General features: G+C 61.9%; 23 protein-coding genes. 7 read left to right on the top strand and 16 right to left on the bottom strand.

Annotated elements, in window-relative coordinates:
- Positions 1-100 precede the first annotated feature (100 nt).
- Both CAF73_RS13470 and CAF73_RS13465 read right to left on the bottom strand, forming a co-directional pair.
- Positions 101-1,477 (bottom strand): GTPase/DUF3482 domain-containing protein, encoded by a 1,377-nt coding sequence (locus tag CAF73_RS13470; protein WP_085702929.1) that lies wholly within the window; start codon positions 1,475-1,477, stop codon positions 101-103.
- Entirely contained in the window at positions 1,470-2,843 is a 1,374-nt protein-coding gene (locus tag CAF73_RS13465) for a DUF2868 domain-containing protein (RefSeq protein WP_085702928.1), read from the bottom strand. Before CAF73_RS13465 ends, CAF73_RS13470 begins: the two co-directional genes overlap by 8 nt.
- An 85-nt stretch (positions 2,844-2,928) precedes the next feature.
- Between CAF73_RS13465 and CAF73_RS13460 the strand changes: the two genes are divergently transcribed.
- Positions 2,929-3,441 carry a dihydrofolate reductase gene (locus tag CAF73_RS13460; protein ID WP_085702927.1) on the top strand — a complete coding sequence of 171 codons (513 nt, stop codon included), beginning with the start codon at positions 2,929-2,931 and terminating at the stop codon, positions 3,439-3,441.
- A 142-nt stretch (positions 3,442-3,583) separates the two neighbouring features.
- On the opposite strand, the gene CAF73_RS13455 is transcribed toward CAF73_RS13460, so the two are convergent.
- Positions 3,584-4,975 (bottom strand): L-cystine transporter, encoded by a 1,392-nt coding sequence (locus tag CAF73_RS13455; protein ID WP_085702926.1) that lies wholly within the window; start codon positions 4,973-4,975, stop codon positions 3,584-3,586.
- 240 nt (positions 4,976-5,215) lie between these two features.
- On the opposite strand from CAF73_RS13455, the gene CAF73_RS13450 reads away from it, so the two are divergent.
- Entirely contained in the window at positions 5,216-6,277 is a 1,062-nt protein-coding gene (locus CAF73_RS13450; protein WP_085702925.1) for a phosphorylcholine phosphatase, read from the top strand.
- Positions 6,278-6,469: 192 nt separating this feature from the next.
- Here CAF73_RS13450 and ilvD read toward each other — a convergent pair whose 3' ends face one another.
- The 6 genes from ilvD to CAF73_RS13420 form a co-directional block, all read right to left on the bottom strand.
- Positions 6,470-8,311, bottom strand: a complete 1,842-nt coding sequence (ilvD, locus tag CAF73_RS13445) for a dihydroxy-acid dehydratase (protein ID WP_064380052.1) — start codon at positions 8,309-8,311, stop codon at positions 6,470-6,472.
- Positions 8,312-8,566: 255 nt separating this feature from the next.
- Positions 8,567-9,784: an MFS transporter gene (locus CAF73_RS13440; protein WP_085702924.1), complete on the bottom strand. Its 1,218-nt coding sequence runs from the start codon at positions 9,782-9,784 to the stop codon at positions 8,567-8,569.
- The gene (locus tag CAF73_RS13435) at positions 9,777-10,733 is read right to left on the bottom strand and encodes a diiron oxygenase (RefSeq protein ID WP_085702923.1); all 957 of its coding nucleotides are present in this window, start codon (positions 10,731-10,733) and stop codon (positions 9,777-9,779) included. The genes CAF73_RS13440 and CAF73_RS13435 overlap by 8 nt, the downstream gene beginning before the upstream one ends.
- Positions 10,730-11,803 carry a SagB family peptide dehydrogenase gene (locus tag CAF73_RS13430; RefSeq protein ID WP_085702922.1) on the bottom strand — a complete coding sequence of 358 codons (1,074 nt, stop codon included), beginning with the start codon at positions 11,801-11,803 and terminating at the stop codon, positions 10,730-10,732. Before CAF73_RS13430 ends, CAF73_RS13435 begins: the two co-directional genes overlap by 4 nt.
- 444 nt (positions 11,804-12,247) lie before the next feature.
- Complete coding sequence (locus CAF73_RS13425) at positions 12,248-13,444, bottom strand: class I SAM-dependent rRNA methyltransferase (RefSeq protein WP_085702921.1); 1,197 nt, start codon at positions 13,442-13,444, stop codon at positions 12,248-12,250.
- A gap of 124 nt (positions 13,445-13,568) precedes the next feature.
- Positions 13,569-14,108 carry a type 1 glutamine amidotransferase domain-containing protein gene (locus tag CAF73_RS13420; protein WP_085689565.1) on the bottom strand — a complete coding sequence of 180 codons (540 nt, stop codon included), beginning with the start codon at positions 14,106-14,108 and terminating at the stop codon, positions 13,569-13,571.
- Positions 14,109-14,335: 227 nt separating this feature from the next.
- Here CAF73_RS13420 and CAF73_RS13415 point away from each other — a divergent pair, with 227 nt between their 5' ends.
- The 3 genes from CAF73_RS13415 (at position 14,336) to CAF73_RS13405 (ending at position 16,382) form a co-directional block, all read left to right on the top strand.
- Positions 14,336-15,148, top strand: coding sequence for an HDOD domain-containing protein (locus CAF73_RS13415; protein WP_176247728.1), 813 nt, complete (start codon positions 14,336-14,338; stop codon positions 15,146-15,148).
- Between the two features lie 28 nt (positions 15,149-15,176).
- The gene (gene mutM / locus CAF73_RS13410) at positions 15,177-15,989 is read left to right on the top strand and encodes a bifunctional DNA-formamidopyrimidine glycosylase/DNA-(apurinic or apyrimidinic site) lyase (protein WP_085702920.1); all 813 of its coding nucleotides are present in this window, start codon (positions 15,177-15,179) and stop codon (positions 15,987-15,989) included.
- A gap of 69 nt (positions 15,990-16,058) precedes the next feature.
- Positions 16,059-16,382, top strand: coding sequence for a multidrug transporter (locus CAF73_RS13405; RefSeq protein ID WP_085697873.1), 324 nt, complete (start codon positions 16,059-16,061; stop codon positions 16,380-16,382).
- Between the two features lie 38 nt (positions 16,383-16,420).
- On the opposite strand, the gene CAF73_RS13400 is transcribed toward CAF73_RS13405, so the two are convergent.
- The 5 genes from CAF73_RS13400 to CAF73_RS13380 form a co-directional block, all read right to left on the bottom strand.
- Positions 16,421-16,672 (bottom strand): YfhL family 4Fe-4S dicluster ferredoxin, encoded by a 252-nt coding sequence (locus CAF73_RS13400; protein ID WP_003195146.1) that lies wholly within the window; start codon positions 16,670-16,672, stop codon positions 16,421-16,423.
- Positions 16,673-16,774: 102 nt separating this feature from the next.
- Positions 16,775-17,254: a pantetheine-phosphate adenylyltransferase gene (gene coaD, locus CAF73_RS13395; RefSeq protein ID WP_007953414.1), complete on the bottom strand. Its 480-nt coding sequence runs from the start codon at positions 17,252-17,254 to the stop codon at positions 16,775-16,777.
- Positions 17,255-17,369: 115 nt separating this feature from the next.
- Entirely contained in the window at positions 17,370-18,965 is a 1,596-nt protein-coding gene (locus CAF73_RS13390; protein ID WP_085702919.1) for a GMC family oxidoreductase, read from the bottom strand.
- A 42-nt stretch (positions 18,966-19,007) separates the two neighbouring features.
- Positions 19,008-19,553 (bottom strand): twin-arginine translocation pathway signal protein, encoded by a 546-nt coding sequence (locus tag CAF73_RS13385; RefSeq protein WP_085697871.1) that lies wholly within the window; start codon positions 19,551-19,553, stop codon positions 19,008-19,010.
- 24 nt (positions 19,554-19,577) lie between these two features.
- Positions 19,578-21,008: a coniferyl aldehyde dehydrogenase gene (locus tag CAF73_RS13380; RefSeq protein WP_085702918.1), complete on the bottom strand. Its 1,431-nt coding sequence runs from the start codon at positions 21,006-21,008 to the stop codon at positions 19,578-19,580.
- Between the two features lie 146 nt (positions 21,009-21,154).
- On the opposite strand from CAF73_RS13380, the gene CAF73_RS13375 reads away from it, so the two are divergent.
- The gene (locus tag CAF73_RS13375; RefSeq protein WP_007953407.1) at positions 21,155-21,826 is read left to right on the top strand and encodes a TetR/AcrR family transcriptional regulator; all 672 of its coding nucleotides are present in this window, start codon (positions 21,155-21,157) and stop codon (positions 21,824-21,826) included.
- 28 nt (positions 21,827-21,854) lie between these two features.
- Positions 21,855-22,709 carry a sulfurtransferase gene (locus CAF73_RS13370; protein WP_085697868.1) on the top strand — a complete coding sequence of 285 codons (855 nt, stop codon included), beginning with the start codon at positions 21,855-21,857 and terminating at the stop codon, positions 22,707-22,709.
- Between the two features lie 4 nt (positions 22,710-22,713).
- Here CAF73_RS13370 and CAF73_RS13365 read toward each other — a convergent pair whose 3' ends face one another.
- Positions 22,714-23,544, bottom strand: coding sequence for an AraC family transcriptional regulator (locus CAF73_RS13365; RefSeq protein WP_085702917.1), 831 nt, complete (start codon positions 23,542-23,544; stop codon positions 22,714-22,716).
- 4 nt (positions 23,545-23,548) lie between these two features.
- Positions 23,549-24,565, bottom strand: coding sequence for a hydrolase (locus CAF73_RS13360; protein ID WP_234206097.1), 1,017 nt, complete (start codon positions 24,563-24,565; stop codon positions 23,549-23,551).
- Positions 24,566-24,586 lie beyond the last annotated feature (21 nt).

Raw genomic sequence — 24,586 nt, 5'->3', positions numbered from 1 at the left:
GCTTGCTCGCTCTCACAAAGATCTTTGGTAAACACAAATCCTGTGAACGCTCAAAGTAACTTTGGGAGCGAGCTTGCTCGCGAAGACGGCGGATCAGGCACTACAGCTCTGTGGCCAAAGACTCAATCTCTTCCTGCCGCTCAGCCTGATTCAGCTTCGGATGCGGATTGAGCGAAGACCACTGCGGATGCGCCCGCGCCTTGTTCAGCGCCTCCGGCAACTTGCCTTCGCGCCAGGTCTTGTCCTGCGGCGTTGCCACCTGAATGCTGTCCAGCGCCGCATGGCCTCGGGCGTTCAGCGCTTGCAGCAATTGCCGCTGACGCAGGGCCAACAGGCGCAGCACGTTATCGTCGACCGTCAGTTCTCGCTGGCCTTTGATCTTGCCGAGCAGGCGATTGCCATAGCTGCGGGCGGTTTGCAGGGCGCCACCGGCAATGGCACCGGCCAGAGCGGCAGCGCCGAGCGTAATGCCGCCAACCAGCAGATCCACACCCGCGCCGGCTGCGGCACCGGCGGCAATTCCGCCGCCGACCCGCACGCCGAGCTGCTTGAGGGTTTCCGGGTTGAACAGGTCATCGCCCCAGCGCCCGTCGAGCAACGGCAGATCACTCGCGGCGGCGTCCTGTGGGCGGAAGGCGTAGAGCTTGAGCAGCGCTTCGACGCAGCGTTGTTCGCGCTGACGCACGGCTTTGCGCAATTCGCTGATGGCTTGTTGTTCCTGTTCGGCGTTGCTCGCCACACTGCGTCGGCACGCGGCGCAGTCGATCAGCAATTCGGCAATCAGGCGTGCGGCGCTTTGCTCGCGGGCGAGGCGCTGGGCCTGTTGATCGGCGATCAGGCGTTCAAGTTGTGGGCGGGCGTTTTCCAGCAACAGGGCGAGGCTTTCATATAGCCGCCGCTCGCCATCCTCGGGCGGGGCGACGCTGTCGAAACGCACCAGCGCATGCAGGCCGAGACGCGCCAGTGCTTCGCGCCAGTCCGGCTCGCGGTGGTTGGCGCTGCTGACGAAATTCAGCACCGGCAGCAACGGCTTGCCGCAACTGGCCAGTACTTCCAGTTCGTCGCGGTATTTGGCCAGCACCGGTTCGCGGGCGTCGATCACGTACAGGCCGGCATCGGAGGCGAGCAGTTGCCGCAGCACTTTGGCTTCCTGTTCGAAACGCTGGCGCGCTTCGCTGCCGTCGAGAAACCGCGCCAATCGCGCCGGGCCGTCGAGGCGTTCGCCGGGGCGTTCCAGGCGCTCGAGAAAATCCAGCAGGGCGATGGCGTCTTCCAGGCCCGGCGTGTCGTAGAGGTCGAGCAACGGCTCGCCATCCACCGACAGCCGCGCGCCTTCGACATGCCGCGTGGTGCTTGGGCGATGGGAGACTTCGCCGAAGCCGACATCGCGGGTCAGGGTGCGCAACAGTGAAGTCTTGCCGACGTTGGTGTGGCCGACTACCGCCAGTTTCAGCGGCGCTTTCCAGGCATCAGTCATGTCCGTGCTCCAGCCAGTTCAACGGGGCGCAATCGGCAAACGGCAGTTCGAGTTGTTGCAGAGCCACGTGCCAGTCGCCGAGGCGTTCGGCGTCCAGCGCTTGTCCTTGCGGCGCCTGCATCAGCCAGACGCGGGTGGCGGCGGCATTGCGCGCCAACTCGGCAATCAGCGCCAGGCTGCCGCGATCCGGCGAACGCCTTGGGTCGCAGGCAATCGCCAGGCGCGCCGGCGGGAAGCGGCTGAGTTGTTCGAGCAGTTTGTTGCGCGATTCACGGCTGTCGAGGATGCCGGCGTTGCTGACGTTTTTCGGCAGCGTCGGCGGCCATGGGTGTTGATCATCGAGTTCGATGGCCACGAGTAACGCGCCATCGCTGGCGTGTTCGCCGACGGTGCTTTCGACGCGATGCAATTGCGCAGGCTCGGGATCGGTGATGCCGAGACGTTCGCTGGTCGGCATCAGGCGTTCGCGCAACTGGGCGTATCCGGGCAGGTTCAGGTCCAGACGCAGCGCAGCCTTGCCGCTGTTCCAACGCCAGAAGCAGAACAGCGCCAACAGCAGACGCGGCAGCACGCCGTACACCACCAGCACGCCGACCAGCCAGGTCGCCCAGGCCTGACGGGCGCTTTCGATGTTCAGCGCGGTGTCACCGCTGGCGCGGATCATTTCGACCGTGGGCACGTTAAAGCCCAGCAGCGCCGGCAAGGCGCCGAGGGCCTGAGTCATGTTGATGAACGTGTCGGCGCTGAGAATCGTGGTTTCCCAGACGAAGCCGTAGCGCCGGGTCGCCATCAGCGTCAGCAGCAAAACCAGCGCGCTGAGCATTGCCAGCAACCACAGGCCATTGACCAGCGTGCCGAGCGCCCAGCGATTGAGTTTCCGGCGTTGCAGCATCAGCAGCAGGGCCGGCGCCAGTTGCGCAGCCTTGGCGTCGCGAGCGAGTTTTTCACTGAGCCACAGCCACAAGCGGCCGAGAGTGGCGCCATGTTCGCCAGCGAAGATCAGCCCCAGCGCCCAGCTCAACAGCAGGATCAGGTTCAGCCCGAGCAGACTGCCCAGCGCCCAGAACACATTGACCGGCGTCTGGCCCAGTGCGGCGAAGGCCAGGCCGGCGCCGCTCAGTACCGCGAAGATCGCCAACAACACCAGCGCCAGGCGCGCGCCTTGCAGCCAGCGCTTGAGCGCCGAGGTCAGGCCATCGCGCTCGGCCAGCCACAGGGCGCGGCGTTGAATGCGTCCGGGCAGATCGCCGCCGGCCGCGCGGGCCAGGCGATTGGCTTCCGGATCGTCCAGCGGGCCTGCGTGTTCTTCGCGCAGGCGCACGGTTTCGGTGAGCCAGAGGTTTTGCAGTGGAGTCAGTTCAGTCACGCGGCATCCCGTTGCTTGATTGAGCCGTGAGCATAACCGCTGTGGCGCTTATCGGGGTAAGCGCGGCTCTGGTATCCTCGCCGGCATGACTAAATCTCTCCCCCTCAGCCTGATCGCAGCCCTCGGTGAAAACCGCGTGATCGGCGTCGACAACAGCATGCCCTGGCACTTGCCGGGGGACTTCAAATACTTCAAGGCCACGACGCTCGGCAAGCCGATCATCATGGGTCGCAAGACCTGGGATTCGCTGGGTCGCCCGTTGCCGGGCCGTCTGAATATCGTGGTCAGCCGTCAGGCCGGTCTGGTGCTGGAGGGCGCGGAAGTCTATCCGTCGCTGGAAGCGGCCGTGGTTCGCGCCGAAGCTTGGGCGAAAGAGCAGGGCGTCGATGAGTTGATGCTGATTGGCGGGGCGCAGTTGTATGCGCAGGGGCTGGCCGAGGCAGATCGCTTGTATCTGACCCGCGTGGCGTTGAGCCCGGAGGGCGATGCGTGGTTTCCGGAGTTCGATCTGAACCAGTGGAAGCGGGTGTCGAACGTGCCGAATCCGGCTGAAGGCGACAAACCGGCTTACAACTTCGAAGTCTGGGAAAAAGCCTGAATCTCGATCGTTCCCACGCTCCTGCGTGGGAATGCCTCTAGGGACGCTCCGCGTCCAGTGACGCAGAGCGTCACGGGCTGCATTCCCACGCGGAGCGTGGGAACGATCAGCGAGGGAGCACGCTCCCTCGCCACAACGTCAATCAAGCCTGAGCCAGTTCCGCATGCTCATCAGCATCCAGCAGGACCTTGTCGGTCTGCTGCATCACCTGGCTGGTAATCGCACCGGCGGTGATCGAACCACTCACGTTCAGCGCCGTGCGACCCATGTCGATCAGCGGCTCGACCGAAATCAGCAACGCCACCAGCGAAACCGGCAAGCCCATGGCCGGCAGCACGATCAGCGCGGCGAAGGTCGCACCGCCCCCCACGCCCGCCACACCGGCCGAACTCAAGGTAACAATCGCCACCAGCGTCGCGATCCACAGCGGATCCAGCGGGTTGATGCCGACGGTTGGCGCAACCATCACCGCCAGCATCGCCGGGTACAGACCGGCGCAACCGTTCTGGCCGATGGTCGCGCCGAACGAAGCGGCGAAACTTGCCACCGATTGCGGAATGCCCAGACGACGGGTCTGCGCTTCGATGCTCAGCGGAATGCTCGCCGCGCTGGAGCGGCTGGTGAAGGCGAAGGTCAGCACCGGCCAGATCTTGCGGAAGAAACGCAGCGGGTTGATCCCGGCCGCCGACACCAGCAGGCCGTGCACCACAAACATCAGGCCCAGACCGAGGTACGACACCACGACGAAACTGCCGAGCTTGATGATGTCTTGCAGGTTGGAACCGGCCACCACTTTGGTCATCAACGCCAGTACGCCGTACGGGGTCAGCTTCATCACCAGACGCACCAGGCGCATCACCCAGGCTTGCAGGGTGTCGATGGCGTTGATCACTTTCTGACCTTTCTCGACGTCATCCTTGAGCAGTTGCAGCGCGGCAACCCCCATGAACGCGGCGAAGATCACCACGCTGATGATCGAGGTCGGCTTGGCTCGGGCCAGGTCGGCGAACGGGTTCTGCGGGATGAACGACAGCAGCAATTGCGGCACATTCAGGTCGGCGACCTTGCCGGCGTAGTCGGTCTGAATGGTTTGCAGGCGGGCCATTTCCTGCGTCCCGGCGACCAGGCCTTCGGCGGTCAGGCCAAACAGGTTGGTCAGGCCGATGCCGATCAGCGCGGCAATCGCGGTGGTGAACAGCAGCGTGCCGATGGTCAGGAAGCTGATCTTGCCCAGCGACGAAGCGTTGTGCAGACGGGCCACGGCGCTGAGGATCGAGGCAAACACCAGCGGGATCACGATCATTTGCAGCAGTTGCACGTAACCGTTGCCGACCAGGTCGAACCAGCCGATCGAGGCTTTCAGCACCGGGTTGCCGGCACCGTAGATCGTGTGCAGCGCGACGCCGAATGCCACGCCCAGCACCAGCGCGAGCAGGACTTTTTTCGCCAGGCTCCACGTGGTGTGACGGGTTTGCGCCAGACCGAAGAGCAGGGCAAGGAACACCAGCAAGTTGAGAATCAGGGGCAGATTCATGAGAACTCCAGAAAAGACTGTGCCAACAACCTTCCGGGGCTGTTGCGAACCGGCAAGCCTAACAGTTTGATTTCCAATGATTTAATACCGAAATCAAAGGTCGTCCGTCGGTTTTGGAATAAGCGGGTGTCGCTCACGGGGATGCAACTGGCGCGAAACGGACGCGGATGGTCGCTGACAGACGGGGACTGTCACATTTATTTGTTAGCGTCGATTTCTTTGACCCAGGGAGAAGCGCCAATGAAGTTTGCACCGAAATTTCTGGCTGTCGCACTGACTGTGGGAATGGGCCTGGTCACTCAGGCATTCGCCACCGACCTGAAACACTGGCCGGCGGATCAGGCCAAGGCACTGGACGCGATGATCGCCGCCAATGCCAACAAGGGTAACTACGCGGTGTTCGACATGGACAACACCAGTTACCGCTACGACCTCGAAGAGTCGTTGTTGCCGTTCATGGAAAACAAGGGCCTGATCACCCGCGACAAGCTCGACCCTTCCCTGAAACTGATGCCGTTCAAGGACACCGCCGACCACAAGGAAAGCCTGTTCAGCTACTACTACCGCCTCTGCGAAGTTGACGACATGGTTTGCTATCCATGGGTCGCGCAGGTGTTTTCCGGTTTCACCCTCAAGGAACTCAAGGGCTACGTCGATGAGTTGATGGCCTCAGGCAAACCGGTGCCGACGACCTATTACGAAGGTGATGTGGTCAAGAATCTGGACGTGAACCCGCCGAAGATCTTCACCGGCCAGAAAGAGCTGTACAACAAGTTGATGGAAAACGGCATCGAGGTCTACGTGATGACCGCCGCTTCCGAAGAACTGGTGCGCATGGTCGCGGCCGATCCGAAGTACGGATACAACGTCAAACCGCAGAACGTGATCGGCGTGACCACGTTGCTGAAGAACCGCGAGACCGGCGAACTGACCACCGCGCGCAAGCAGATCACCGCCGGCAAGTATGACGAGAAGGCCAACCTCGGCCTCGAACTGACCCCGTACTTGTGGACCCCGGCGACCTGGATGGCCGGCAAGCACGCGGCGATTCTGACCTACATCGACGAGTGGAAAAAACCGGTCCTGGTGGGTGGCGACACGCCGACCAGCGACGGCTACATGCTGTTCCACGATGTGGACGTGGCCAAGGGCGGTATTCACCTGTGGATCAACCGCAAGGACAAGTACATGACCCAGCTCAACGGCATGATGGCCAAGCACGCAGCGGCCCAGGCGAAAGAAGGTTTGCCGGTGACGGCGGACAAGAACTGGGTGATCGTGAAGCCGGAAGAAATCCAGTAAACCTTTCTACGATGATCGTTCCCACGTCGAGGCGTCGAACCGTCCGCATGGGAATGCCTACCGGGACGCTCCGCGTCCAGTGACGCGGAGCGTCACGGGCTGCATTCCCACGCAGAGCGTGGGAACGATCAAACTGAAGGCAAAAAAATGCCCCGCACTTGGCGGGGCATTTTTATGCACGACGGTTAAGCATCACAGTCCGTCGAGCATCGCCTTGTTGCGCACCGCGCCTTTGTCGGCGCTGGTCGCCAGCAGGGCGTAGGCCTTGAGGGCCGTGGTCACTTTGCGTGGACGCTTCTCGACCGGTTTCCAGCCTTTCTTGTCCTGCTCGACCCGGCGTGCCGCCAGTTCTTCGTCGCTGATCAACAGGTTGATCGAGCGGTTTGGAATGTCGATCAGCACCTTGTCACCGTCCTGCACCAGACCGATCGCGCCGCCGGCCGCAGCTTCTGGCGAAGCGTGGCCGATGGACAGGCCGGAAGTACCGCCGGAGAAACGGCCGTCGGTCAGCAGGGCGCAGGCTTTGCCCAGGCCTTTGGATTTCAGGTACGAGGTCGGGTAGAGCATTTCCTGCATGCCTGGGCCGCCTTTCGGGCCTTCGTAGCGAATGATGACGATGTCGCCTTCCTTCACTTCGTCGGCGAGGATGCCGCGCACGGCGCTGTCCTGGCTTTCAAAAATCTTCGCGTTGCCTTCGAAGACGTGGATCGACTCATCGACGCCGGCGGTTTTCACCACGCAGCCATCCAGGGCGATGTTGCCGTACAGCACGGCCAGGCCGCCTTCTTTCGAATAGGCGTGTTCGAAGCTGCGGATGCAGCCGTTTTCACGGTCGTCGTCCAGGGTTTCCCAACGGGTCGACTGGCTGAACGCGGTTTGCGTCGGAATGCCGGCCGGGCCTGCCTTGAAGAAGTGGTGCACGGCTTCATCGTCGGTCTGGGTGATGTCCCACTTGGCGATGGCTTCTTCCATGCTGCGGCTGTGCACGGTCGGCAAGTCGGTGTGCAGCAGGCCGCCACGGGCCAGCGAACCGAGGATGCTGAAAATGCCGCCAGCGCGATGCACGTCTTCCATGTGGTACTTCTGGATGTTCGGTGCGACCTTGCACAGTTGCGGCACCTTGCGCGACAGACGATCGATGTCACGCAGGTCGAAGTCGATCTCGGCTTCCTGGGCGGCGGCCAGCAAGTGCAGGATGGTGTTGGTCGAACCACCCATGGCGATGTCGAGCATCATCGCGTTCTCGAACGCCTTGAAGTTGGCAATGTTGCGCGGCAGAACCGATTCGTCGTTCTCGCCGTAGTAGCGTTTGCACAGTTCGACGATGGTGCGGCCGGCCTGCAGGAACAGCTGTTCGCGATCGCTGTGGGTGGCCAGGGTCGAACCGTTGCCCGGCAATGCAAGGCCCAGGGCTTCGGTCAGGCAGTTCATCGAGTTGGCGGTGAACATGCCGGAGCACGAACCGCAGGTCGGGCAGGCGCTGCGCTCGTACTCGGCAACCTTCTCGTCAGAAGCGCTGGAGTCGGCGGCGATCACCATGGCGTCGACAAGGTCGAGACCGTGGCTGGCCAGTTTGGTCTTGCCGGCTTCCATCGGACCGCCGGAGACGAAGATCACCGGTATGTTCAGGCGCAGCGCAGCCATCAGCATGCCCGGGGTGATCTTGTCGCAGTTCGAGATGCAGACGATGGCGTCGGCGCAGTGGGCGTTGACCATGTACTCGACGGAGTCGGCGATGATCTCGCGGCTCGGCAGCGAATAGAGCATGCCGTCGTGACCCATGGCGATGCCGTCGTCCACGGCGATGGTGTTGAATTCTTTCGCGACGCCGCCAGCGCGTTCGATCTCGCGAGCAACCAGCTGGCCCAGGTCCTTCAGGTGAACGTGGCCCGGTACGAACTGGGTGAAGGAGTTGGCAATGGCGATGATCGGCTTCTTGAAGTCGTCATCTTTCATCCCGGTGGCGCGCCACAGTGCGCGGGCGCCGGCCATGTTGCGGCCGTGGGTGGATGTTTTCGAGCGGTAATCTGGCATGGAGCACTCCGGGCGGCTAATCAGGTATCAAAAGGGAGTGAGCTTCTATTGACGTCTGGAACACTCAGAAATGGCCGTGTGTCCTGATGTTGCCGATGACGTTGCGGGATCGCCGCTGGTCTCAGCCTGAGCTCATAAACCCGCCGGGGATGAATGGCGATGAATCTCGCGATTCTACACCGCTGGCGTCAGGAGGGAATGGCGCAAAGCGTTGTTCCAGTGCTGACGAAGCGTGCGGGATGACGACCGGCAAGGTTAATCGCTGTCCGGTCGCCCCACGAGATCATTGCGCCGACTGATCCGGGCGTTCAATACCAGTGCTACCCCGCTGAGTATCACGAAGCTGTAGCCGAGCGTGGATTGCAGGTTGGCCGGGCTCAGGCTGATCAAGGCACTGATCATGCCGCCGCAGATGAAAATGATCGTGCTGCCGGCCGAGGCCGAGGTGCCGGCGTTTTCCGGAAACAGGCTCATGGCCCGGGAAGTGGCCGCCGGCCGTGCAATGGTAGTGCCGGCGGTACAGATCAGCATCGGGATCAGCACGGTCGCCGGAGCCAGTGCAAAGCTTGATGACAGGTAAAGCATGCTCAGGCCCGCGGACAGGATCAGGCTCAGGCCGACGACCATCTGCTGGTCGCTGTTGAGGCGTCTGCTCAACAGGCTGGCGAGGATACCCCCGGTGACGTAAGCCGCACCGTAGATCAGCAGGATCAACGAAAATTCGTAAGCGGAAAGTTGCAGCCGATCCATGAAGATCAGCGGCGAGATCACGATGAATGAAAAGTGGCAGGCGAATGCAAACGCTGAAATCAGCCAGTAGCCGACGAAGTCGAAATCTCCCAGAACCCGTCGATAGGCCATGAAGAAGTTCGTACGTGTGTCACTGGCGGTCGGTCGGGTGTTTTCCAGAAGCAGCCAGGCCTTGAGCAGCACTGCGGCGGATAAGCCGATGAACACCCAGAAGCTGCCGCGCCAACCCAGTGTCGCCTGAAGAAAGGTGCCTGCCAGCGGCGATACCGAGATGAATATCCCGCCGGCGGTGACCATCAGGATCCGCAGGCGATCGCGTTCTTCGCCTTCGAACAGATCCTGCACCAGCGCCTGGGACAGCACGAAGCAACCGCACCCCAGCGCCTGCACCACCCGGAACGTCAGAAACAGCGAATAGTCCGAGGTCATCACGCACCCGAGGGCGCCGAGCATAGAAACGCTCATGCCGGCGAGCAGCAGGCCTTTGCGTCCGATCACATCCGACAGCGGCCCGGTCAGCAACTGGGCGAAGGCGATACCGACGGCGAACAGGCTGATCGACAGGGCGATGTCCGCCGGGGTGCGGTGAAAGTGTTCGGCCAGTGCTGGGAACGAAGGCAGCAGGACATCCAGCGGAAAGACGCCGAGCAACACCATCGCCAGCAAAAGACTGACAGCTCCGCGCCGCTGACGTCCGGTCACCACAGATTGTCCGTCATCCATCGATCAGTCCCGCCCTGGCAAAAAGTGTCTGGTTTTGAGGTTCGGCGAAAAATCCGGCTTTCTTCAATGCGCTTATCGTGGCGAGGCTGCCGGAGCGTGCTCGCTGTCGAATGGCCTGCGCTGTAGTCATCGTGCCGAGAATGTCCATCACCGTGGTGTTGGCAATGCCCGCGCCACAGAGGCTTTCCTGCAGCCAGTGCTCATCCACTTCGAAGAAGATTTCCAGAATGTCGAGCAAGGTCGTCGCGGTGAACGTTCGCTGTCGCGGGTCCAGGTGCAACCAGAGGTAGTGGAACACTTCGGTGAAATAGCGGCTGTGGCGCGCTTCGTCGGTGAGGTGATCGCGCAACATATCGTTGACGCCGGACACCAGGCTGTCGCGGCAGACATCCAGCAGTTCACGGGCAATGATGGTTTCCGAGACGAAACCCAGAAGAAAGCGCGCCAGCGGCTGGTGCTCCTGCCCGGTGCGTGCGATCAGCAGGTTCATCCGGGTGATCCGTCCGGGCATGACCGGGCGCCCGGTGATGGCGTAGAGACTGGCGATCTGCTCCGCCACCTGACTGGAAAACAGAGCGTGATAGCCCTCGTCGGTGTAGAGCTGCAGTGCGGCGGTTTTCATCGGCGCCGGCACCGCGACCGGCAGTTCTCCGTGGACGATGGTTTCGACGGCGCGATTGACGATCCGGTGTTCGAGCAATGTGGTGTAGTCGAGAAAATGCACCAGATGTCGGGCCGTAAGCCGATGCAGCATCGAACGGCCCGCTGCCTCGATGGCCGGGTGGGCCAGGTAGGGCAGGAATGTCGGCGGAAACCAGTGCCGGGTCTCCAGTTGTTCCTGCACGTTGTCCGGCAAGCGGTAATCGTGAGGGCTGGTGCGGACCGAGGCGCGGGTGTTCCAGTCACTCAGGGTGAACTGGAAAACCGGTGCCGGGGCGAGGGCGTTCATGGTTGTGCCTCACGCAGCAGGTCGCGCATTTCCTGACACATCGCCTGACCGTCGCTTTCCCCGCAACCGACGAAAAACAAGGGTTGCTCCGCACTGTTCTCGAGTTGCAGCAACGTTTCGACCTGATCATCGGAAAACGCGCCCGTGAGCCAGGTGTTCATGCCCAGGGCCGTAGCCACCAGTTGAAACGTCTGCGAAAGGTGCCCGGCTTCGACGAATGCCATTCGATAGGCACGCGAATGCGGGTATTTCCACCAGAGCCGGTCAAAACGGGCGGTGATGAACAGCCCCAATGGCAGGTTGTTGATGAAGTGCTGGCCTCCCAGCAGATTGCCGGGCGCGGTATCGGGCAAAGGGTTGATGAAGCTCAGGGCATGTTCGGTGGGGCGGTAGGCATACATGCCGGGCGCCAGTCCGTCGACGTTCTGTACCAGCACGAACCCGGCGCAGGCATTGAGGCCGCCGCCGGAAGGGCTGCTGCGTCGCGCGCCAAGTCCATCGGCGATGCTGTCGTCGCGATCGGCGTCGCGTTCTCGCAGGTAACCAAGTGACAGATAAAGCAAGGTGCCGACATCGTCCAGCGACACGGCGGCGCCGGTGAAGGATCGGCAGGTCTTTCGCCGGGTCAGCGAATTCGACAGGCTGTCGTCATTCAATGCCAGCGGCTCGGGCAGGGCGATGAGTGCGTTCGGACCGATATCCACAGGCATGTCGTGTGGCGGTGGAGTGGCGAGCACCGTGTTGCAGTGTTCGAGGTATTGCCTGGACCATTCCTGAATATTTCGGGGAGTATGTTCGCAAGGAATATCCCGAGTCCCGATATGGTAGATCATGGACAGTTCATCCCAGCCCCAGGCAGGGGCGGAGATTTTTAAAGAAGTCAGTATTCCGGCATTTAATAGCTGTGTATCTATTATGTTGCTGCTGTCATATAAGTCGGGGTTGTGAATAAGTTGCGCCAGTCGGGAGGAATACTCAAGATCAAGTTCATGTTGAGTATGGTCTCTGTAATTCCAGACTATCTGGCCGGGAGTTCGCGGCAGTATGAATAAATAAGGGTTTATATGCATGTTGGGACACGCTGCTCTGGATAGTTGCTTTGTCAGAGGCGCTGGGTAGCCGGCTATACCCAGCGCCCACCTTATTTAACGGGCTTTAGGTGCGACCAGAAAAGCCAGGTTTGCGAGGGTGCGGGATTCCAGAGTGATTGCTTTCATGATTGAACTCCTTGTTCATTGTTACTTGGATTAGTTGGTGTCACCTCCGTGGTGACGACTTAATAATAGTTTGTAATGGATTAATCGCAAGCAAATATTAAGTAGGAATAATCCAGTAATTTTGTCGGAGTGATCTTTGGCTGGAACTGGTTATGTAAGTTAAATTTCAGTAAATAAAGTATTTGCGGAAATATCCTGCACGTTGGTAGGAAGATAAATGTAGGAAAGCAAAATCAAAGACAAAAAGAAGGGGAGCCCGTGGGCTCCCCTTTCGATAGCGTCAATGCCGTGGATCTGTCAGCTGTTCGGCAGCAGGCGGCAGGTGATGCTCTTGATGTAGCGGGTTTCCGGGATGGCCGGGTGTACCGGATGATCCGGGCCCTGACCGCCGCGCTCCAGCAGCTGGATGTTGCGGTCCAGGTGACGGGCGCTGGTCAGCAGGATGTTCTGCAGATCGTCTTCCGGCAGGTGCATCGAGCACGAAGCGCTGAACAGGATGCCGTCCTTGTTGAGCAGGCGCATGGCTTGCTCGTTCAGGCGACGGTAGGCGCCTTCACCGTTTTTCAGGTCTTTCTTGCGTTTGATGAACGCAGGCGGGTCGGCAACGATCACGTCAAAGCGCTCTTCGCCGGCCTTGAGTTCCTTCAGGGCTTCGAAGACGTCGCCTTCGATGCAGGTCATCTTGTCGGCGAAACCGTTCAGTGCGGCGTTGCGCTCAACGCCGTCGAGGGCGAAGCCCGATGCGTCGACGCAGAACACTTCGCTGGCGCCGAATGCGGCGGCCTGCACGCCCCAGCCACCGATGTAGCTGTACAGGTCCAGCACGCGCTTGCCCTTGGCGTAAGGGGCCAGGCGGGCGCGGTTCATGCGGTGATCGTAGAACCAGCCGGTTTTCTGACCTTGAACGACGGGTGCTTCGAATTTCACGCCGTTCTCTTCCAGTGCTACCCACTCCGGCACCACGCCGAAGACGGTTTCGGTGTAACGCTCGAGGCCTTCGGCATCGCGGGCAGCGGAGTCGTTCTTGAACAGGATGCCGCTTGGCTTGAGCACTTGGGTCAGCGCCGCGATCACGTCATCTTTATGGGCTTCCATGGTCGCCGAAGCGAGTTGCACCACGAGGATGTCGCCGAAACGGTCGACCACCAGACCCGGCAGCAGGTCGGAATCGCCGTAGACCAGACGATAGAACGGTTTGTCGAACAGGCGCTCGCGCAGCGACAGGGCCACGTTGAGGCGATGCACCAGCAGCGACTTGTCCAGCGGCAGCTTGATGTCGCGCGACAGCAGGCGGGCGCAGATCAGGTTGTTCGGGCTCATGGCAACGATGCCCAGCGGCTTGCCGCCGGCGGCTTCGAGGATCGCCTGGTCGCCGGCCTTGAAGCCGTGCAACGGGGTCGCGGCCACGTCGATTTCGTTGCTGTAGATCCACAAGTGACCGGCGCGCAGGCGACGGTCGGCGTTGGCTTTGAGGCGCAAGCTAGGCAGGGACATGACGTCGCTCCGGAAAAAAGAGCGGGAGTATACCGTGTTGCGCCTTATGCCGGGTTTGGCGTGCGATGAAACGCGGCGGGCCTCATCGCAAGCAGGCCCGCTCCCGTGTCCACTCGCCTGTGCTCTATGCCGACAGCGCGTCAATCAGCGCTTTGCTGAATGCCGGAATATCGTCCGGTTGGCGGCTGCTGATCAGGTTGCCGTCTTTTACGACTTCCTGATCGACCCAGTTCACCCCCGCGTTGACCAGATCGTCCTTGACGGTCTTGTAGCTGGTCATGGTCTTGCCATTGACCAGCCCGGCCGAAATCAACAGCCAGCTGCCGTGACAGATCACCGCGATCGGTTTGCCGGCGGAGGCACCGGTCTTGACCAGATGTTGCGCGTCCTGGTCGATGCGGATGGTGTCAGAGTTCTGCACGCCGCCCGGGAGCACCACGGCGTCGTACTGATCGATGCTTGCGCCCTGGAAAGTCTGGTCGACCTTGAAATCGTCCGCAGGTTTATCGTGGTTCCAGCCTTTGACGCTGCCGGTTTCGGCAGAGAGGATGTCAACCTGCGCTCCAGCCTGCTCGAGTGCGTTTTTGGGACCGGTCAGTTCAACTTGCTCGAAACCATCGGTTACCAGAAAAGCGACGCGCTTGCTGCCGAGAGAATTTGCCATCGTTAAGCTCCTGAGTCTGTTGGGATTACAGCCCGGGACAGATCGAGAACTGTTCCAGGCACTACAGATTCCGAAGGCCGGGCAAAAGTGAAAGTTCCTGCGAATTGCCCACTGGTGTGTCGTGCGGCGGTTTTTAGAGGTTAGAATCGCCGCCTGTCCCAGAGTGTGTACTTATGTCCCAAGAGCTGACCACCGAACAGATTCAACAGTCCCTGCAAGGCATCAGCGTGCCCGCGCAGCCGCAGATCATGGTGGATCTGCAAATGGAGCAATACATGCCCGACCCGGACCTGGAGACGATCGCCAAGCTGATCTCCCAGGATCCCGGCCTTTCCGGCTCGCTGCTGAAAATCGTCAACTCGCCGTATTACGGCCTGAGCAACAAGATCACCTCGATCAAGCGCGCGGTGAACCTGCTGGGCAGCCGTTCGATCATCAATCTGATCAATGCCATGTCGATCAAGGGCGAGATGAACGACGACACCATCGTCACCCTGAACCGTTTCTGGGACACCGCCCAGGACGTGGCCATGACCTGCCTGACCCTGGCCAAGCGCGTCGGCACCGAGGCGAGCGACGAGGCTTACGCCTTGGGTCTGTTCCACGACTGCGGCGTGCCGCTGATGCTTCAGCGTTTCCCGGATTACATGACGACGCTCGAAAAGGCCTACGCCAACGCGAGTGCCGAGCGCCGGGTCGTGGATACCGAGAACGATGTCTACAACACCAATCACTCGGTGGTCGGTTATTACACCGCCAAGTCCTGGCGCCTGCCGGAACATGTCAGCGCGGCCATCGCCAACCACCACAATGCCCTGGCGATCTTCAGCGACGAGACCTCGCGCAACAGTCAGATGAAGAACCTGCTGGCGATCCTGAAGATGGCCGAGCACATCTGTGCGTCGTACCGGGTGCTGGGCAACCAGACCGAAGACTTCGAATGGCAGGCTGTCGGGCCGCTGGTGCTTGAGTACATCGGCCTCTCGGATTACGACTTCGAAACGTTGAAGCAGACGATCCGCGAACTTGGCGCGCACTGATTAGAGAAGCTGATGATTCGAGGAATCCATGCCTGAACTGCCGGAAGTCGAAACCACCCGTCGCGGCATCGCCCCGCACCTGGAAGGCCAGCGCGTCAGCCGGGTGATCGTGCGGGACCGGCGGCTGCGCTGGCCGATTCCCGAAGACCTCGATGTGCGGCTGTCCGGGCAGCGCATCGTGCTGGTCGAGCGACGCGCCAAGTATCTGCTGATCAACGCCGAGGCCGGTACGCTGATCAGCCACTTGGGCATGTCCGGCAACTTGCGGCTGGTTGAGGTCGGGATGCCGGCGGCCAAGCATGAGCATGTCGATATCGAACTGGATTCCGGACTGGCCTTGCGCTACACCGATCCGCGACGTTTCGGCGCGATGCTGTGGAGCAATGACCCGCTCAATCACGAGTTGCTGATCCGTCTGGGCCCTGAGCCGTTGACCGATCTGTTCGATGGCGAGCGGTTGTATCAGCTGTCGCGCGGGCGCTCGATGGCGGTCAAACCGTTCATCATGGATAACGCGGTGGTGGTGGGGGTCGGCAATATCTACGCGACCGAAGCACTGTTCGCCGCCGGTATCGATCCGCGCCGTGAAGCCAAAGGCATTTCCCGGGCGCGGTATTTGAAGCTGGCGATCGAGATCAAGCGCATCCTCGCTGCTGCCATCGAGCGCGGCGGCACCACGTTGCGTGATTTCATCGGTGGCGACGGGCAGCCGGGGTATTTCCAGCAGGAGCTGTTTGTCTACGGTCGCGGTGGCGAGCACTGCAAGGTCTGCGGCACAGGCTTGCGGGAAATGAAGCTCGGCCAGCGCGCCAGCGTCTGGTGCCCGCGCTGCCAAAGCTGAGCTGGACGTCCGAAAAACGCCTACGGTCTATAGTGAGTTGTCTCACTGTTCAGCCCGAAGGATCGTGCCATGAAGTCCTTGCAAACCCTCATCGTCGCCCTGCTGCTGTGCTTCAGCCTGACCATTCAGGCCGCGGAAGGCGGCAGCGGCGATCCTCGTTACGCCATCCAGAATCCACCGGCCTACGCCATGCTCGGCGATCTGCTGATTGCCCGTCCGTTACTGGTGGTGGCGACGGTGATCGGTGCCGGGGCGTTCGTTGTGTCGTTGCCGTTCACCGCGCTGGGTGGCGGGATTGGCGATGCGGGAGAGGCGCTGGTGGTGGCGCCGGCGAAAGCGGCGTTCGTGCGTTGCCTGGGCTGCACTGGAGAGGGATTCGAACAGCGTGAATGACGTGATCGCAGCCTGCTGCTGCGATCACGGTCAGAAACTCAGGCCTTGCCGGTGATCTTGCGGTACTTCTCCATCAACTGTTCTTCAGTCTCCGGATGGGCTTCGTCCAGTGGAATGCAATCCACCGGGCAGACCTGCTGACACTGTGGCTCGTCGTAGTGGCCGACGCACTGGGTGCACAGGTTCGGGTCGATCACGTAGATCTCTTCGCCTTGAGAAATGGCGGCGTTCGGACACTCGGGTTCGCAGACGTCGCAGTTGATGCAATCGTCGGTGATGATCAGGGACATGCTAACTCCAGCCGGGGCGGGGAGCCCGGGCGCTATGAATCAATGCGCGCAATTGTGCCGCATTGGCGCCCGTAGTGCACGCGGGCGCCGTTTGAACGGTCGTTACTTCTTGAAGCGCAGGGTCAGGGCTTCGGCCACCGCCGGGTGGACGAACTTGCTGATATCGCCGCCCAGGGCCGCGATTTCCCGCACCAGGGTCGAGGAAATGAACGAATAACGCTCGGACGGGGTGAGAAACAGGCTCTCCACATCCGGGGCCAACTGGCGGTTCATGTTGGCCAGCTGGAATTCGTATTCGAAGTCCGACACCGCGCGCAGGCCACGCAGGAACACGTTGGCGTTCTGTTCCTTGGCGAAATGCGCCAGCAGCGTCGAGAAGCCGACCACTTCCACGTTCGGCAGGTGTTTGGTGACCTCGCGGGCCAGCTCGACCCGTTGTTCCAGCGGGAACAGCGGATTCTTCTTGGGGCTGGCGGCGACGGCGATGATCACGTGGTCGAACAGGCGCGAGGCGCGTTCGACCAGATCGCCATGGCCCTTGGTAATAGGGTCGAAGGTACCTGGGTACAACACTCGGTTCATCGCGTCGTCCTGGCGGGAATCCGTTGGGGAGTCGGATGGTATCGCAGCCGTCCCGGTCGGGAAAGTCGCCTGTTGGGTAAGAAAGCACTATAGACGATCGGAATTTTCGTCTTTTTCACGGGTTTCTCAGCCGTTCGCCGAGGGATGTCGCCAGTTGCGCCGTCAGACCGTAGACCGACAACTGCGGGTTGGCGCCGATGCTGGTGGGAAAGAGCGAGCCGTCATGAATCGACAGATTGCGCAGTTGATGATGGCGGCCGAGGCTGTCGGTGACGGCGGTTTTCGGGTCTTCGCCCATCGCGCAGCCGCCCATGACGTGGGCACTGCCCAGGCGGGTGCGATACAACTGCAGACTCAGGCTGTCGATCAACGAGCGGGCCTCGGCCGGGCTGTTCACGTAGCGCGCATCAGCGTGCATCGGCATCACTGCTTTGGCGCCGCCGGCGAACTGGATCTCGGCCATGCTGTGGAAGGAGCGACGCAAACCCTCCCAGGCGTAAGGCGAAACCTGATAGTCGAGTACCGGCGAGCCGTCACCGCGCAGCTCGACGCTGCCGCCCTGGCTGTCCGGGTGAAAACCGTCACGCAGCAGGGCCAGCATCGCGTGGGTGTGCGGCAGGTCCGCCATGTGTTGCGCACTTTCCTGACCGAACCCGCCGAGCAATGTGGCAGCCAGCGCCGGGTGCAGCGGCGGCACTTCAAGCTTGTAAGCCATCGGGCCGGTGGTGCCGTCCTTCCACTGGAAATGATCCGAATAGATCGACTGCGGCGCACCGTAGAACGGGTTTATCACTTCGTCGAAACGCCCGGCGGACATGTTCACCAGATGCAGGAAGGTGCGCTTGCCCAGGCGTTTGTGCGGATCCGGTGCATCCGAACGCATCAGCAGCGCCGGGCTGTTGATCCCGCCGCCGGCCAGCACGTAATGCCGCGCCTTGACGGTGATCGTGCGTCCGGTCGGCTCGACGCAGCGTTCGTCCATCGCCACACACTGCAGCCCGGTGACCTTGTCGCCGTTGATCAACAGTTTTTCGGCCCGGGCCAGATAGAGCAGTTCGCCGCCCTTTTCCAGCGTTGCCGGAATGGTCGTGACCATCATCGACTGCTTGGCGTTGGTCGGGCAGCCCATGCCGCAGTAACCGAGGTTCCAGCAGCCGCGCACGTTGCGCGGAATCACGTGCCAGCTGTAGCCGAGCTGTTCGCAGCCTTTGCGGATCACGTCGTTGTTGGCGTTGGGCGGCACCCTCCACGAGGCGACGCCGAGGCGCTGCTCCATTTTCTCGAACCACGGTGCCATGTCGGCGGGGCTGTGGCCTTTGACGTTGTGTTCTTTGGCCCAGTGTTCGAGGGTCGGCTCCGGCGTGCGAAAGCTCGATGTCCAGTTGATCAGGGTGGTGCCGCCAACCGCGCGGCCCTGAAGGATGGTAATCGCGCCGTCCTTGCTCATGCGGCCGGTGCCTTCCTGATAGAGGCTGCTGTAGGCCTGGTCTTCCAGCAGTTTGAAATCGCTGCTGGTCTTGAGCGGACCCTCTTCGATCAACAGCACTTTGTAGCCGGCGGCACTGAGGATTTCCGCGGTGGTGCCGCCGCCGGCGCCGCTGCCGATGATGGCGACATCGGTTGCCAGGGTCAGGTCATCGCTGAGTTGCGCGCCGTTGTAGGTTTTCCAGCCACGGGCAAGGCCTTCGCGAAACGGGTCGGGTACGGGCATCGATCAGGTTCTCTTATTATTGTTTTGCGTGGGGCGCCAGGCTCAAACGGCGGGCGGGCCGGGGTAACCGCAATGGGCCCAGGATTCGGCGCGGGTGTACCAGGCCATCATCACCATTTGCAGCAATGAGCTGTGGCCCATGCGCAGCAGGCTCAGCGAGCTGTTTTCCCAGCGATCGAGGAAATGGCGGATCGCCTCGGGGCTGGCGTTTTCCCAACTGCCCCAGATTCCGGTCAATGGCCCGCGCGTCACCGCCATGCCCAGCACATCAAACAGTTGCCGGGTGAGCTTGAGCATTTCCGGCGACAGGTGATCGAGGCTGTAATCCAGCGACTTCAGGGTTCCATCGACAGCGGCGGGCATCTTTTCCACCGCGACGGCGCCATCGAGCATTACCGGAATCAGCGCGCGCAGAAACAGCAGGTCACCGCTGCGCAGCGTGGTGAATCCGTGGGCCGATACGCTCGATGAACAGCCGCTGAGGCTGGCACCAAGCCCGGCGGTGGCGAGGAACGCCGTGGCGCCCAGGCTGAATTTCAGCAGGCCACGGCGCGAGAGGGCAGGTGTTTCGGTCAGGCTTGGGTGCATTGTTGTTATTACCCGGCGGTGACGTTAGCGAATGAACAGTTTCTGGATCAGTTTCTGAATGGATTTGCCGTAGGGCGGGTAGATCAGTTTCGCCGCGTTGAAACGTTGTTTGACCAGCACGCCCTTGGCCTTGCTGAACGTCAGGAAACCTTCGTGCCCGTGGTAATGCCCCATGCCCGACGGGCCGATGCCACCGAACGGCATGTCGTCCTGCGCCACATGCAGCAGCGTGTCGTTGAGGCAGACGCCGCCGGAATGGGTTTCGCTGAGCACGCGCTTCTGTTCGCGTTTGTCGTAGCCGAAGTAGTAAAGAGCCAGAGGACGTGGCCGCTGATTGATGTAAGCAAATGCCTGATCCAGATCCTGATACGGCACGATCGGCAACAGCGGGCCGAAGATTTCGTCCTGCATCACCGTCATCTCGTCGCTGACATTCAGCAGCAGGCTGTGCGGCATGCGCCGGCCCTGGCCCTGCTCGAACAGCGGAATCAGCAGCGCGCCCTTGCTGGTGGCGTCGCTGAGGTAGCTGTTCAGTCGCGCCAGTTGGCGCTCGTTGATGATGGCGGTGTAGTCCGGGTTGTCGGCGAGTGTCGGATAAAACCCGCGCACGGCCTGGCGATAGGCTTCGACGAAACCGCCGATGCGCGCTTCCGGCACCAGCACGTAATCCGGGGCCACGCAGGTCTGGCCGGCATTGAGGGTCTTGCCGAAGGCGATGCGTTCGGCGGCGTCCTTGAGCGGCACGTCGTGGGAGACGATGGCCGGGGATTTGCCGCCCAGCTCCAGCGTCACCGGGGTCAGGTTTTCTGCCGCCGCGCGCATCACGTGCCTGCCGACGCTGGTGGAGCCGGTGAACAGCAGGTGATCGAAGCGCATCTTCGAAAACGCCACGCCGACATCGGCCTCGCCGAGCACCACGCACACCAGATCCTCGGGGAAGATTCGCGCCAGCAGTTGCTTGAGCAGCAGGCCGGTGGCCGGGGTCGATTCGCTGAGTTTCAGCATCACCCGATTACCGGCCGCGAGGGCGCCGGTCAACGGGCCGATGGCCAGGAACAGCGGGTAGTTCCACGGCACGATGACGCCCACCACGCCAAGCGGCTGGTACACGACTTTCGCCGATGCCGGCTGGAAGGCGACGCCGACTTTGCGCCGCGAAGGTTTCATCCACTGGCTGATGTGCCGGCTGGCGTAGTGAATGCCGTGCAGGCTCGGCATCAGTTCGGCGAGCAGGGTTTCATCGGCGCTGCGGTGGCTGAAGTCGGAGCTGATGGCGTCGATCAGGGCCTGCCGCTCGCTGCTCAACAAATCGCGCAGGGCCTTGAGCCATTGCTGACGCTGGGCCGCCGGCGGCATCGGGTTGGCGGCGTAGGCGGCACGCTGCGCATCGAACAGCCGATTGAGCTCTTCCAGCGGCTGTTGCAGCGTTTGCAGGTAGGCAATATCGGCAGTCATTGTCAGCTCCGGAGATGTTGTTGTGACGAACTTTTTAGAGTCTATGCTCTAGAAAGTCAAATGGCTTCCTTGCGCATCCTGGTTTTATCCGGTTCCGGTTAGGTCGTAAGATGCCCCCCAACGCACTCTGAATTAAAGCTCAAGCCATGGCCCCACGGATCAAAACCAGCGAGCGCATCGTGCAGAACAGCCTCGAGCTGTTCAATCAGCAGGGCGAGCGCAGCATCAGCACCAATCACATCGCCGCCCACATGGAGATTTCTCCGGGCAATCTGTACTACCACTTCCCCAACAAGCAGGCGATCATCGCCGTGCTGTTCAGTGAGTACGAAAGCCTGGTGGACAGCTTCCTGCGTCCGCCCCAGGGCCGGGCCGCGACGGTCGAAGACAAGCGTTTCTATCTCAAGGAATTGCTGTCGGCGATGTGGCGCTACCGTTTCCTGCACCGCGATCTCGAGCATCTGCTCGACAGCGATCCGGATCTGGCCGGGCGTTACCGGCGCTTCTCCCAGCGCTGCGTGATCCAGGGCGCGGCGATCTACGAAGGCTTTGTTGCCGCCGGGATCCTGAAGATGGACCGGGTGCAGATCGAATCCCTGACCCTCAACGCGTGGATCATCCTCACCTCGTGGGTGCGCTTCCTGTGCACGACCCGAGAAAATTCCAATCACCTCAGCGAACAGGCCATCAAACGTGGCGTGTATCAGGTGCTGGTGCTGGAAGCAGGGTTCGTCACCGAGCAGGCCCGCGATGAGGTCAACGCCTTGTTCGAAGAGTTCTACGTGCCGCTGGCCCAGGCCCTCGAAGAGAGACCGTAATTCCATTTCCTCACTGGAGTCGTTCGCTATGCCGATTGCGCAACTGATCAGCCCGACCGCCCTGGATGCCCGCAAGGCGCAGCCGGGGCTGGTGATTCTCGATTGCCGTTTTGCCCTCGAAGACCCGGATTACGGCCAGCGCAGCTACGCCGAGGGGCACATTGCCGGGGCACATTTCGCCGATCTTGAGCGGGACCTCAGCGGCCCGGTGACCAAAGGCGTGACCGGTCGCCATCCGCTGCCGGAGCCGACGGCGCTGATTGATCGCCTGCAAGCCTTCGGCATCAACAACGACAGTGACGTGGTTCTGTATGACGACGGCCCGGGCGCCTATGCGGCGCGGGCCTGGTGGTTGCTGGCGTGGCTGGGCAAGCGCGACGGCGTGTTCATTCTCGATGGCGGGCTCAAGGCCTGGCATGCGGCGGGGCTGCCGCTGAGCCTCGATCCACCGTCAGCCGTCCGCGGCAACTTCAGCGGCCAGCCGGACATGAACCTGCTGCTCAGCGCCGAGCAATTGCAGCAGCGCCTCGGCCAACCGGCCCTGACCCTGCTCGATGCCCGCGCGTTGCCGCGCTTCAAGGGTGAAGTGGAACCGATCGACCCGATCGCCGGGCACATTCCCGGCGCGCAGTGCGCGGCGTTCACCGACAATCTGGGCAGCGACGGGCGTTTCCTGCCGGCCGATCAGCTCAAGCAGCGTTTCGCCGCGAAACTCGGCGAGCGTTCGCCGGCCGATCTGGTGGCTTACTGCGGCTCCGGGGTGACAGCGTGTCACAACCTGTTCGCCCTGTGTCTGGCGGGTTACCCGTTGGGTTCGCTGTATGCCGGATCGTGGAGCGAGTGGATCAACGAGCCGTCGCGCGGTATCGCGACGGGCGAATAAGCGCTCAGCGACCCAGCCGCGCGCTGCGATAGGCCGCCGGCCCCACACCATAAACCTGTTTGAACTGCCGGCTCAGATGGCTCTGGTCGGCAAATCCCAGCTGCGCGGCGACTTCCACCGGCACGCAGCCGCTCTGCAGCAAGCCCCGCGCACAGGCGATCCGCTGCTGCATCAGCCAGCTGTGCGGCGGCATGCCGGTGGCGCGGCGGAACACCCGGGCGAAGTGGAAGGGTGACAGGTTCACGGCCGCCGCCAGTTCTTCCAGCGAGGGCGGCGCCGCCAGTTGCGCGTGCAGCAACTCCTTGGCCATCGCCACCGCGCGATGCTCCTTGCCGGGGTTGCCGTTGATTTGCACCGCCGCGTGACGCTGCAACAGCCGCCTCATCATTTCGCGCCACACCGTTTGCTGTTGCAGCGCGGTGGCGGGGCTTTCCAGCAAGCGGTGCAACTGACTGAAGCCGGTGACCAGATCCGGGTCGCGATACAGCGTTGCGCCAAAGGCCGGCATCGGCGCGGTCGGCAGTTCCAGTTCTTCAAGCAGCGAGACAATCTTGCCGGTGTCCGGGTAGAACGCACGGTACAGCCAGCCGTCCTCGGTGCCCTTGTGGCCGGTGTGCAATTCATCCGGATTGATCAGCACCAGCGTGCCGCTGCCCGCCAGGTGTTCGGCGCCGCGATAACGGTAGCGCTGGGCACCGGCCATGATCATGCCGATCACATAACCGTCGTGGACGTGCGGGGCGAAACGATGCTCGATGTAGCGCGCGGTCAACAGCTCGACCCCGGCCAGAGGCGCGGCTTGCCAGAAACGGATCGACTCGCCCCGATCGCTCATGACCTCACCCGCGACCCGCGTCAGCCAGCCACTGCGGAATCCGTCGTTCCAGGTAATAGCCCGGCTGGCGGAGCGTGCCGTCGACGAAGCCGACATGCCCGCCCTTGTTCTGCAATTCGAACACGGTCGAGCTCGATAGCTCACTGGCTGAAGGCAAACTGTGGGGAAACACGAACGGATCGTCCGCCGCCTGAATGATCAGGGTCGGCGTGCGAATCTCTCCGAGAAAGTAACGGCTCGATGCCCGGCGATAGTAATCCTCGGCATCGACGAAACCGTGCAGCGGCGCGGTCACCCGGCCATCGAAATCCCAGAAAGTGCGCATGTTTTCCAGCGAGCCGAGAGCGGCCAGTGCGGCAAGACCGTCCTCGCGCCCGTCGTGCTGGAACTGGCGCTGCTTGTTCTTGATGTAGGCCACCATCTCGCGCATGAAGTGCGCCTGATAGACCTTGGAGAAACCCTGGCCGATACGGTCGGCGCATTGATCGAGGCGAAACGGCACCGACACCGCCACGGCACCCAGTACGCCGCTGGCGCTGCCGGTTTCCCCCAGATGCTTGAGCAGCACATTGCCGCCGAGGGAATAGCCGACCGCATACAACGGCGCCAGTGGCCGCTTGGCTTTCAGATGGCGGATGGTCTCGGCGAGGTCTTCGCTGGCGCCGGAATGGTAGCTGCGCGGCAACAGGTTCGGCTCGCCGGAGCAGCCGCGCCAGTTCAGCGCAACACTGGCCCAGCCCTGTGCGGCGAGCGCTGCCTGGATTCCGGCCACATAAGGCGAATTGGAGGAGCCGGTCAGCCCGTGCAACACCAGCACCAGTGGCGCTTCGGCGCTGTGCGGGCCGTACCAGTCGAGGTCGAGAAAGTCGCCATCCTCCAGCCATAGCCGTTCGCGCTGGCGGTCAAGGTGAACGGTCTTGCGCCAAAGCGGCCCCCACAAGGTTTGCAGGTGCGGATTGCCAAGGCCGAAGGCGGGCGTGAAACGAAAACCTGGTTCGGAAGGAGAAAGAAGTGCGCGCACGGTAAATCTCGACGGTGTCAT

The organism is Pseudomonas sp. B15(2017) (assembly GCF_002113215.1).
In the GTDB taxonomy this organism is placed as follows: Bacteria; Pseudomonadota; Gammaproteobacteria; order Pseudomonadales; family Pseudomonadaceae; genus Aquipseudomonas.
This window is presented reverse-complemented; position numbering and strand designations above follow the sequence as displayed.